Origin of the sequence: Streptomyces minutiscleroticus (assembly GCF_014650875.1) — a bacterium.
Classification (GTDB): Bacteria; Actinomycetota; Actinomycetes; order Streptomycetales; family Streptomycetaceae; genus Streptomyces; species Streptomyces minutiscleroticus.
The window spans coordinates 1-10388 of sequence record NZ_BMVU01000116.1 but is presented as its reverse complement, the minus strand read 5'-3'; the positions used below and the strand labels follow the sequence as shown (position 1 = coordinate 10388).

13 protein-coding genes are annotated in these 10388 nt (G+C 71.1%); 7 read left to right on the top strand and 6 right to left on the bottom strand.

What is annotated here, in order from left to right:
* Positions 1-397 precede the first annotated feature (397 nt).
* A complete protein-coding gene (locus tag IE271_RS44235) occupies positions 398-601 on the bottom strand; it encodes an ATP-binding protein (RefSeq protein ID WP_373308911.1) in 204 nt (67 codons plus the stop codon).
* 95 nt (positions 602-696) lie between these two features.
* On the opposite strand from IE271_RS44235, the gene IE271_RS44230 reads away from it, so the two are divergent.
* Positions 697-1395, top strand: coding sequence for a hypothetical protein (locus IE271_RS44230; protein ID WP_190195246.1), 699 nt, complete (start codon positions 697-699; stop codon positions 1393-1395).
* Here IE271_RS44230 and IE271_RS39345 read toward each other — a convergent pair.
* Together IE271_RS39345 and IE271_RS39340 are read right to left on the bottom strand one after the other, a co-directional pair.
* Positions 1326-1676, bottom strand: a complete 351-nt coding sequence (locus IE271_RS39345) for a hypothetical protein (RefSeq protein WP_190195245.1) — start codon at positions 1674-1676, stop codon at positions 1326-1328. The two genes, IE271_RS44230 and IE271_RS39345, sit on opposite strands and share 70 nt — an antisense overlap.
* 61 nt (positions 1677-1737) lie before the next feature.
* The gene (locus IE271_RS39340; protein WP_190195244.1) at positions 1738-2244 is read right to left on the bottom strand and encodes a hypothetical protein; all 507 of its coding nucleotides are present in this window, start codon (positions 2242-2244) and stop codon (positions 1738-1740) included.
* A 31-nt stretch (positions 2245-2275) separates the two neighbouring features.
* Here IE271_RS39340 and IE271_RS39335 point away from each other — a divergent pair, with 31 nt between their 5' ends.
* On the top strand, positions 2276-2614 hold the full coding sequence (locus tag IE271_RS39335) for a MerR family transcriptional regulator (RefSeq protein ID WP_190195243.1): 339 nt from the start codon (positions 2276-2278) through the stop codon (positions 2612-2614).
* Between the two features lie 550 nt (positions 2615-3164).
* A complete protein-coding gene (locus IE271_RS39330; RefSeq protein ID WP_190195242.1) occupies positions 3165-4406 on the top strand; it encodes a DUF418 domain-containing protein in 1242 nt (413 codons plus the stop codon).
* A gap of 63 nt (positions 4407-4469) precedes the next feature.
* Here IE271_RS39330 and IE271_RS39325 read toward each other — a convergent pair whose 3' ends face one another.
* Both IE271_RS39325 and IE271_RS39320 read right to left on the bottom strand, forming a co-directional pair.
* Positions 4470-4709: a metal-sensitive transcriptional regulator gene (locus IE271_RS39325; RefSeq protein ID WP_373308910.1), complete on the bottom strand. Its 240-nt coding sequence runs from the start codon at positions 4707-4709 to the stop codon at positions 4470-4472.
* 79 nt (positions 4710-4788) lie between these two features.
* Entirely contained in the window at positions 4789-7596 is a 2808-nt protein-coding gene (locus IE271_RS39320) for a heavy metal translocating P-type ATPase (protein WP_190195241.1), read from the bottom strand.
* Positions 7597-7803: 207 nt separating this feature from the next.
* Here IE271_RS39320 and IE271_RS39315 point away from each other — a divergent pair, with 207 nt between their 5' ends.
* From IE271_RS39315 to IE271_RS39300, 4 genes are read left to right on the top strand one after another with little or no spacing between them, the layout of a single operon-like run.
* Positions 7804-8067 (top strand): SHOCT domain-containing protein, encoded by a 264-nt coding sequence (locus IE271_RS39315; RefSeq protein ID WP_190195240.1) that lies wholly within the window; start codon positions 7804-7806, stop codon positions 8065-8067.
* Between the two features lie 58 nt (positions 8068-8125).
* The gene (locus IE271_RS39310; RefSeq protein ID WP_190195239.1) at positions 8126-8380 is read left to right on the top strand and encodes a DUF2933 domain-containing protein; all 255 of its coding nucleotides are present in this window, start codon (positions 8126-8128) and stop codon (positions 8378-8380) included.
* A gap of 39 nt (positions 8381-8419) precedes the next feature.
* A complete protein-coding gene (locus IE271_RS39305) occupies positions 8420-8701 on the top strand; it encodes a hypothetical protein (RefSeq protein ID WP_190195238.1) in 282 nt (93 codons plus the stop codon).
* Positions 8694-9386, top strand: coding sequence for a methyltransferase family protein (locus IE271_RS39300; protein WP_190195237.1), 693 nt, complete (start codon positions 8694-8696; stop codon positions 9384-9386). Before IE271_RS39305 ends, IE271_RS39300 begins: the two co-directional genes overlap by 8 nt.
* A gap of 276 nt (positions 9387-9662) precedes the next feature.
* Here the strand turns inward: IE271_RS39300 and IE271_RS39295 are convergent, their stop codons facing one another.
* Positions 9663-10256, bottom strand: coding sequence for an ATP-binding protein (locus IE271_RS39295; RefSeq protein ID WP_190195236.1), 594 nt, complete (start codon positions 10254-10256; stop codon positions 9663-9665).
* Positions 10257-10388 lie beyond the last annotated feature (132 nt).

Genomic DNA, 10388 nt, shown 5'->3' with positions numbered 1-10388 from the left:
TGCGCGCCCATGCCCGCCGCCACCGCATCCGCCTGGCCGACCTGGCCCGCGACGTGGTCGCCGGAAGCGTGATCCTGCCCCCGCCCGGCAGCACCGGTGAGCAGCCGGGGAAATCCGGACCGAAGGAGTAGGACCCGCGGGACAACGGACCGTGATCGCTGTCAGTGCACCTGGTCTTCGGTGCGTGTCCGGACAGTTCCCGGCGCGTCCTGGTCGTGGCCTGCCCGCTGATGCCGCTCTGTACGGTCTGTGGGTGCACGAGGGGCGTGGTGACCGCCCTGCGGGGCGCGATGAGCTGCACCGCCGCGGGCACGCCACGGTCGGTCCTGGTCGGCGGCTGTCCCGGGTGCGGGAGGGGCGGGGGCGAGTGTGTCCGGACCGGCCGGCTCGGGTGTGGTCAGGAGGTGGGGAGGGTGACGGTGGTGCCTCGGGTGTTGGTGGTGATGTCCAGGTGGTCGGTCAGCTGCTGGACCATCCACAGGCCGCGCCCGTTCTCGGCGGTCTCTGCGCTGCAGGCGGGCGCGGCGGCGCTGTCGGTGAAGCCCGGGCCCTGATCGGATATCCGGCAGTGCAGGGTGCCGGGCGGGTGGAAGGCGTGCACGGCGGTCCAGGCGTATTCGCTGACGTGCACGATGTCGAGCAGGACGTGCACCGGGACATGGCGCCGGCGGCTTCGGCACGGATGAGGTCGAGCTGGTGGCGGGCGCCGTCGACGAGCACGACCCAGGTGCGCAGGTGGCCGGGATCGCGGGCCTCGGCCTGGTCGAAGGCGGCGGCGATGGTGTCCTCGGGCGGATGGACGACCGATCCGGTCAGCCACTTCGCCGCCGCGGCCGGCGGGCGGGGGGCCGGGGCTGGGCTGCGGCCGGCGGGTGGGGCGATGATGTCGTGCGGCCGGCGGGGCGCCGGGTCGGCGTCGAAGACGCAGGCCAGGGTGGCCATCCGCTTGCGGTGCGGCTTCTCGCCGGGGGCGAGCCGGGTGCGCAGCGCCCGCCGGGCGGCCCGATGTGCCTTCAGGGTGGCGGGCCGCAACGCTTCGGGGCACATCACGATGTTCTTGCCCTCGACCTGCAGGACCAGCAGAGTGCCGACGGTCGCCGGCAGCGGCATCCGCTGCCGGTAGTAGGCGTCGATGTCCCGGGCGGCTTCGGTGACGAGGCGTTCGGCCTGGCGCTTGCCCAGCACCTTCCCGCAGCGGCGGTCGATCGCCGCCTTTGCCTGATCGTAGGGGCCGCGGACCGCCTCGGTGACGGCGAGCCGGCCCAGGCCGTGGGAGTGCCGGCCCGCGGGCAGGGACAGCGCGGCGTCGGTGAGATGGACGCTGCTCAGGCCCTTGTGCCGCCAGGCGCACCGCTCAACGGTGACGGTGCCGAACACGCAGGCCGGTCGCGGTGATGACCCGTCTCCCGATAGGGGCGCCGCAGTCCATCCGGCCCCACGAGCCCGGCCGTACCCGCATGCTGCTGTTGGTCGCGCTCGACGCGGGCACGCAGGTCGAGATGTCCCTGGAAGAGCAGTCGCAGCACCTCAAGGCCCTGCATCTCGATCAGCTCTTCCATCTCGTGATGGGCCAGCACCGCAGCTCGTGGTCCGCCCAGGTCGTCCTTCAGACGGTCGAAGGCACTGACAGCGGCAGCGAACGGGGCGATGGCAGCGATGGCGCCGTAGCGTTCCATCGTGGTTCTTCTTCCTGCTGTTCGGTCTGGGTGATACCTCCGACGGTAGGAAGAAGAACCATCATCGTTCCGCAGGTTCGCCGGTTTCCCCGGCCGCCCGGTGGGCGAGGGCGAACAAGCCCGGCTCGTCCTCGGCCAGCCAGCCCCGCTCCACCAGCCGCTTCAGCTTCCCCCGCGTTCCCTCGATCTTCGCCGACGCCGTCGGCAGCCCGATCCGCGGCACGATCTGCTTGGCCTGCATCGGCCCCGGCGCGTCCGCCACCACCTCGACGATGTCCCGGTACACATCCGGCAGCACGTCCACCGACAGCCCCTCCCGCCAGTGCGGGACCATGATCGCCCCCACCCCCCCCGGCACCCGCGCAGGCTCTGCCGGCTCCTTCGGCACCAGCTCGCCGGCCGTGATCCGCACGGACATCTCCGCCGTCACCTGGGTCACCGTCTCGCGCGTGACTCGCAACCGCGACCACGTCTCCCGCACTCGACGACGGAAGAAGCCGCTCTCGCCGCTGAGCAACAGGCGCTCTCGTAACTCGTGAACAAAGCCACCCCTGGTGCCGTACGGCACCAGGGCCCCACGCGTTTTCGCAGAGGTGCAAATGACAGCGGACGACTCCTACGGCCGTCTTGATGACGATGATTACCCCGCCTACACCATGGGCCGGGCCGCCGAGGTACTCGGCGCCACCCAGGGCTTCTTCCGCGCCCTCGGCGAGGCCCGCCTGATCACCCCGTTGCGTTCCAAGGGCGGCCACCGCCGCTACTCCCGCTACCAGCTGCGCATCGCCGCCCGCGCTCGCGAACTCGTCGACCAGGGCACGCCCATAAAGGCCGCCTGCCGCATCATCATCCTCGAAGACCAACTCGAAGAAGCCCAGCGCCTCAACGCCGAATACCACCGCACCACCGAATCGGCGAACCCGCCTGCCGCGGAGTGAGGTGAGGAAGCCGGATCTTCCCCAGGAGCTTCGCGACTGTCGCCCGCGCATGCGGTCCGCAACGCACGGCGTTCCGGGCGATCCTGTCCTCCCAGGCCCTTGAACGGGAAGCGGCCTGCGGTCACGGACGTCAGACACCGTCGTTCTGGTAGAGGCTCATCTGCGAGAGCCCTGGAGATCGCGGTCTGCGGGTCGCCGTTTGCGAAAGTCCTTTCTCTCGCCGACGAGCCGGAAAAAAAGACCCATTCTTGGCCCTGCCCCGTCCGGCTGCTGCGTCCTGCTGTGCCCCCAGCGGCCCTTCCGGCTCCGCTGTAGCGCGATCTGTAGGACCGCTGGGCAGCCGGTCGTCGTGTGAGGCGGTCAAGGGCGCCGAACGGTCAGGCAGGAGCGACCGAGCGCAGGTGGCTGCCAGCCTCACAGCCGCACCAGTTCCAGCCGGCTGGCAGGGGGCCGGACGGCCGGACGGCGTAAAGGTCCCGGCCAGGCGGCTTGAAACCTGCGGACAGATGCCGGATGGGCGGGATACAGCCGTTTCCGGATGCTGAAGGCCATGACATCTGACGCTTCACCGGTCACCTCGACGACACCACACCCGGCAGAAACCGCTCAGGACAGAAGCCCTGCCGCCGAGGGCGCGGTGTCGGCCGGCCGCCTGGTCGGCGTCGACCTGGCCCGCGGGCTGGCCGTGTTCGGTATGTACGCCGTCCATGTCGGCCCCGACGCGACCGTGGGCGGGCCGGTGGGCTTCCTGATGGAGCTGGCCAGCGGCCGCTCTTCGACCCTGTTCGCCGTGCTGGCCGGCTTCACCCTCGTCCTGATCACCGGCCGCCCCGTCCCGCGCACCGGGCGGGCGGGCCGGCAGGCCGTGGGCCGCATCGTCCTGCGGGCACTGGTCCTGATGGCCCTCGGCTACGCGCTGACCGCCCTGGACACCGACGTCAACGTCATCCTGGCCTACTACGGCCTGCTCTTCCTGATCGTCCTGCCGCTGTACCGGCTGGACGCGGCCCGTCTGGCCGCCATCGCCGGCGCGGGCGCGCTGATCCTGCCGCAGGTGCTGTACAGCATCCATCGGGCCGTCGATGACGGCAGTTGGGGCGATGCCGTCATCGCCCACGACCCGCTGGCCCGCCTGACCGGCTCCGACGGCTTCCTCGAGCTGCTGTTCATGGGCGACTATCCGGTGCTGACCTGGTTGCCCTTCATGGTCGCGGGCATGGCCCTGGCCCGCCTCGACCTCGGCCGCGCCCTCACCCGTGCCCGGCTCGCCTGGAGCGGCGCCGGTCTGACCGTGGTCGGTTACGGCGGCTCCTGGCTGGCCCTGCACCTCGTCCCGCACGCCCTGTCCACCATCGCCGCCACGGGGGAGGGATCGGCCTCCGCGGCCTGGTGGTCCGACACCGCCGGCGAGCCCCTGGACAGCCATCCCTGGCAGTGGCTGCTGGTGGCCGCGCCCCACAGCCAGACCACCTTCTCCATCCTCGGCAACACCGGCGTCGCCCTGGCCGTTGTGGCCGCCACCATGACCCTCGCCGCACGCCTGCCGCGCGCGGCACGCCTGGCCACCCCGGTGGCCTCGGTCGGCATGATCTCCTTGACCGCCTACACGCTGCAGATCGTCGCCCTGTGGCTGCTCGGTCCCGCCGTCGACTCCTTCTCTCCACTGGCGCTGCTGCTCGCCTTCGTCGGCGCCGCCATGGCCGTGGCCGTCCTGATCACCCGGCTGTTCCGCCGGGGTCCGCTGGAGTACCTCCTGCACGTCGCCACCCGTCCCGCACGCCTTGTGCCCTGAACGGCCGCGCAACGCGCCGGCCCCCAGCCGGGGCGCGCGCAGGAGTCCAGCCGACGGTGGTGGTCACCGGCGCAGTGCCCGGCGCAGGGTGTCGGTGAGGTCGGCGAGTTCCTCCTCCGCCTGGGCCGCATTGGCGTGGGCGGCGCGGGTGACGCAGCCGCGTACGTGGTCGTCCAGGAGGGTGAGGGCGACTTCCTGCAGGGCGTGGTGGGCGGCGCTGATCTGGGTGAGGACGTCGATGCGGCAGCGGTCGTCGGTGACCATGCGGGAGATGCCGCGGATCTGGCCTTCGATCTTGTGCAGGCGGATGAGGCGGTCGGTGGTGCGCTCGGCGCCGCTGGCGCCGGGGCGTGCGGGTGAGCGCCGGGTGTGGCGGTGGTGGTCATTGCGCTGCGTCTCCTTCGTGCGTGCCGCCGGCCGTGGGGGCGGTGTAGCGGTCCGGGTCGCCGTCGAATGTGGCGGCGCAGTGGGTGGAGCAGAAGGAATAGGTGCCGTGCTCGGTTTGCCGCTGTTCGGCGGCGGTCGCCTTGTCCACCTGCATGCCGCACACCGGGTCTGTGACCGTGCCGCCGCTGTCGTGCGCAGCAGAGGGGTGGCGGTGCTCATGGCCTGCCGGGACGGCTGTGTTGCAGGCCGGGGCCCGGTGGGCGGCGGACTCGACGCGGGGCCGGACGGGCTGGATGGGGGCAGGTGGGGCATCGGGCAGCGGTTGGGGGCGCCAGCGGCGCAGCCGGGAGGCGTTGGTGACCACTGACAGGGAGCTGAGTGCCATGGCCGCGGCGGCGATGATCGGGCTGAGCCGGATGCCCCACAGCGGGTAGAGGGCGCCGGCGGCGAGGGGGATGCCGACGGTGTTGTAGACGAGGGCGAAGAACAGGTTCTGCCGGATGTTGCGCATGGTGGCCCGTGACAGCCGGATCGCGGTGACGACTCCGCCGAGCGAGCCGGAGATCAGGGTGATGTCGGCGGCCTCGATGGCAACGTCGGTGCCGGTGCCGATGGCCAGGCCGACGTCGGCGGCGGCCAGGGCGGGAGCGTCGTTGATGCCGTCGCCGACCATGCCGACGCAGCGGCCCTCGCCCTGCAGGCGGCGGATCTCGTCGGCCTTGTGCTCGGGCAGCACCTCGGCCAGCACCCGGCCGATGCCGACCTGGGCGGCGATGGCGGCGGCGGTGCGGGCGTCGTCACCAGTGAGCATGACGACGTCGACGCCCAGGTGCTCGAGGGCGGTGATGGCGGTGGCGGAGTCGGCTTTGAGGGTGTCGGCGACGGCAAGCACACCGGCGGGCCGTCCGTCCACCGCGGCCAGGACGGGGGTCTTGCCCTCGGCGGAGAGATCGGCCGCGACGGGGGTCAGGGCGGCGGTGTCGATGCCGGCGTCGTTCAGCAGCCGGGCGGTGCCGACCAGGACGGCGCGGCCGTCGACGGTGGCTTGGACGCCTTTGCCGGTGACCGAGTCGAAACCGGTCGCCATGGGTGGGCGAAGCCCCCGGTCGCGCACGCCGGTGACGATGGCCTGCGCGAGGGGGTGCTCACTGTCGGCCTCGGCACCCGCGACCAACTGCAGCAGTGCGGTCCGGTCGAATCCGCTGATCGGGTGAACATCCGTCAGGACGGGCTTGCCCGCGGTGATGGTGCCGGTCTTGTCCAGCACGACGGTGTCCAGCTTGTGCGCGGTCTCCAGGGCTTCGGCGGAGCGGATGAGGATGCCGGCCCGGGCGCCCTTGCCGGTGCCGACCATGACCGACAGCGGCGTGGCCAGGCCCAGCGCGCAGGGGCAGGCGATGATCAGCACCGCGACCGCGGAGACCAGCGCCAGGGTCAGCGCCGGCGGCGGGCCGGCGGTGAACCAGGCGGCGAAGGTGCCGATGGCGATGGCGATGACCACGGGCACGAAGTACGCCGAGACCGCGTCGGCGAGCCGCTGGATGGGGGCCTTGGATGCCTGGGCCTGTTGCACCAGGCGGATGATCTGGGCCAGCAGTGTGTCAGCGCCGACCTTGGCCGCCCGCACGTGCAGGGATCCGGTGCCGTTGACGGTGGCGCCGATGACCGTGTCCCCGGCGTGCTTGCTGACCGGCATCGCCTCGCCGGTGACCATCGACTCGTCGACGGCGGAGGAGCCGGAGAGCACCTCGGCGTCGACGGGGATCTTCTCTCCCGGCCGGATGGCGAGCTCGTCGCCGACCACCACGTCCTGAAGGGAGATCTCGCTCTCGGTTCCGTCCCGCACGAGACGGGCGGTCGGGGCCTGCAGACCCAGCAGGGCGCGCACGGCTTGACCGGTGCCGGCCTTCGCCCTGGCCTCCAGCAGCCGTCCGAGCAGGATCAGGGTCAGGATGACGCCGACGGCCTCGAAATAGACCTCCCGCACGTCCCTGGGTAGCAGGCCGGGGGCGAGGGTGACCAGCACGCTGTAGCCGTAGGCGGCCGACGTGCCGAGGGTGATCAGGGAGTTCATGTCGGCAGCCCGGTGACGCAGGGTCAGCCAGCCCGTCACATGGATGGGCCACCCGGTGTAGGACATCACCGGCGTGATCAGCGCCAGCTGCAGCCAGTGATTCAGCATCCAGCCGGGCACCCAGGTGGCGCCGAACAGCTCGTGCGCCATCACCGCGAACAGCACCGGCGCGGTGAACACCGTGCCCAGCAGCACCCGACGGGACAGGTCCGTGATCTCCGCCCGCCGCTCGGCGGCGTCCGTGGCCTCCGCCTCGGCCGCCGTGCGCTCCCCGCCCGCCGAAGGCCCGCCCGTAGCAGCGGGAGGAAGTCTGGCCGTGGCGTCATGGCCGTCCTGGGCGGGCGGCGAGTCGTCCACGGGATCCACCAGCAGCGTGCCGTGGATCATGTTCATCCCGCAGGCGAAGCCGAAGGAGCCCGGCCGGTCCGGGGTCAGCCGCACGGTGGTGCGGGTGTGCGCGGGCAGGCCAGCAGCGACCTTCAGGTCGGGGAAGACCACACGGGAGGTGCACTCGCCGGCTTCCTGCCGGTCGAAGACCAGCTCCAGCGGCGTGCCCTGGCGGACCTTGATCACCTCGGGGCTGTAGCCGCCGCGCACCCTCACCTCCGCCCGCTGCACCCCTTCGTGGAGCCGGGCGGTGGTGGCACGGCGCGGGCCGAAGAAGTACCGGCCCAGCGCGGCGATCAACAGCACGGCGGACAGGATGATCACGGCATCGAGGGCGTCCATGAGCACGCGCCTCCCTCATTGGGACACTTTTCAGCCTGCGCCCGCTCACCCCTACGAGGTAGAGGCTGAAAGGCCCACCCGCCCTGGCCCGTCCGGCCCAAGACCACCCTTTCGGGCAGCGAGACGATGCCAAGGCAAGGCCATCAGGTCCGAGGTGCCCCCCTTTGCACCCGGCCACCGGCACACGGCCCAAGCAGGTGAGTGGCGATGATGTTCTGGTACGGCCACGACGTCAGCGGCTGGGGCTGGTTCGCCATGACCGCCGGCCAGCTTCTGATCTGGGCACTGATCATCACAGCCGCAGTGCTGCTCATCCGCGCCCTCAACCGGTTCCAGGCCCGCCCTCGCCTCCCCGCCACGCCCTCGGCCGAGGTCATCCTCCGCGAGCGACTGGCCCGTGGGGAGATCGACGAGGACGACTACCGGCGCCGCCTGAACACGCTGCACGCCGGCCCTCTCACCAAATCCTGAACCCACGGGCCGCACACGATGAGCGGCCCCCCAGCCCTGCGCTGCAAGGAAGCCCGCCATGAACAACAAGCGCAACTACGGCATGTACGCGCTGGCCGCCGCCATCGTCATCGCCACCGTCCTGGTCGTCGGCGCCCCGCTGCAGAACCTGATCTGGCCCGCCCTCGTCGTCGCCTGCCCGCTGATGATGTTCCTCATGATGCGCGGCATGCACGGCCACGGCACGCCCGGCGCCCACGATGCCCCTCCCACACACCGCCAAAAGGACCCGCCGCACCAGCACGAGCACCCCTTCGGCCCCGGCCGGCAGTGACCGCCCCAGACCCCAGGAAGAAGAAAAGAGGGGCAGACGATGGCAGCCGTGATCGCCTCACTGAGCGGGACACTGATCCTCACCATCCTCGGCTACGACATCACCCGCGTCATCACCCCGCAGGAACCATGCCGGCCGCCGCTGGCCCGACTGCGCGGACGGCGGGCCGCCCTGGAGGAGACCGAACGGTGGCTGGCGGGCCTGCGGCTCCACGAGCGCATCGACACGGCCACCTACCAGCACCGCATGAGCACCCTCGCCCACGGACGGCGGCGCGCCGCGGCCGCCCCGGGCGCCCCTCCAGGAGAACCTCATGGCTGACGCCGCATACGGCCTGTGGCCGCTGGTCGTGCTGAACACCCTGCTGTTCATCATCTTCGCCGCCGGCTTCTTCCACCCGAAAACCACCCGGGACTGGCGCGCCATGGGCGCCTACAGCGCCTTCCTGGTCGCTCTGTTCACCGAGATGTACGGCACCCCGCTGACCGTCTACCTGCTGGGCAGCTGGCTCGGCTCCCGCTTCCCGCTCCTGCAAGACACCCACGCCGGCGGACACCTGTGGAACGACCTGACCGGCTGGTCCGGCGATCCCCACCTGAGCCCCTTCCACCTGGCCAGCTACGCCGCCATCGGCACCGGCTTCTGGCTGATCGCCACCGCCTGGAAGCACCTGCACGAAGCCGCCCAGCACAACCACCTCGCCACCAGCGGCCCGTACGCACGGGTACGGCATCCGCAGTACGACGGCTTCCTCCTCGTCATGATCGGCTTCCTACTGCAGTGGCCGACCATCCCCACCCTGATCATGTTCCCGGTACTGGTCTACGTCTACGCCCGGCTGGCCCGCAGCGAAGAACGCGAAGTCGCCGCCCGCTTCGGGGACCAGTGGACTGCCTACGCCGCAGACACTCCCGCGTTCTGGCCCAGGCTGCGCCACCAGCTGGCCGATACAGCACAGCCGCCGAGCGGCACGTGTGGCCCACAGCGCCCCGCCGCCCGAAGGTGAGTGGTCAGGACGACACTGATGCAGCAGCCGGCCCACGCTGACCGAAAGCATCACATCAGTCCTAGACATGCAGCGTTTGCCTCGAGCGCTGCTGTGCTGCCCGCAGCGCCTCGAAAATTCACCGTTGACCGTACACATCCGCACCTCGGCAGTTCCTGCACGGCTGGTTGCGGGCCGCCGGCCGAGCCTGCCATGCCGGTCGAGCCTGCTGAGTCGAAGTCGCCCGCCTCCTTCTTCAGCTGCGCATCGCCGTGCAGCGGCTCCCCTACCGGCTGCTCAGCACCGTGGCGACGAGCGCCGCGCTCGTCTCGCTCTGGTGGACCCGATGACCGCACCCGCCCGCATGGCAAAGACGCTCCCGGCCGTGAGCGGCCAGGAGGCGCGGCCGGAGGCGGTCACGCTCCGGCCCCGCCTCCTCGTCCGGGGCGGTCGGCACCGGTGTGGTCGCGGGGTGGGGAGGGCGACGGCGATGGTGACGGTGGTGCCTTGGGTATTGGTGGTGATGTCCAGGTGGTCGGTCAGCTGCTGCACCATCCACAGGCCGCGTCCGCTCTCGGCAGTGGTCGCGGCGCAGGTGGCAGGAGCGGCAGTCCTGCCGGCGAAGCCCGGGCCCTGATCGGATATCCGGCAGTGCAGGGCGCTGCAGTGTTCATGCATCGTCAGCACTCCGTGGCCGCCGCCGTGCAGGACGGCGTTGGCCGCCACCTCGTCGACCGCGAGCACGAACTCCTCGCAGCGCTCCGTGGGCAATCTTGCATCAGCGGCCCATGCGCGGACCCGGGCCCGTAGGCGGGATAGTACGGGGGCGGTGAAGGTGATCCGAAGCGGGCTGTTGCCGGAGGAGGCCCGGGTCTTCGAGGTGGCGGTCACCGCGCGTGTCCTCCCAAGGGGAGGAGGGCGACATGTGAGGTTGATCCCCGGGAGTGGACACCGGGTTTCATGCGGCGAGCGACAGAGTACGTGATGAGATCAGACGCTGTTCGAACTCAACCGGTGTGAGGT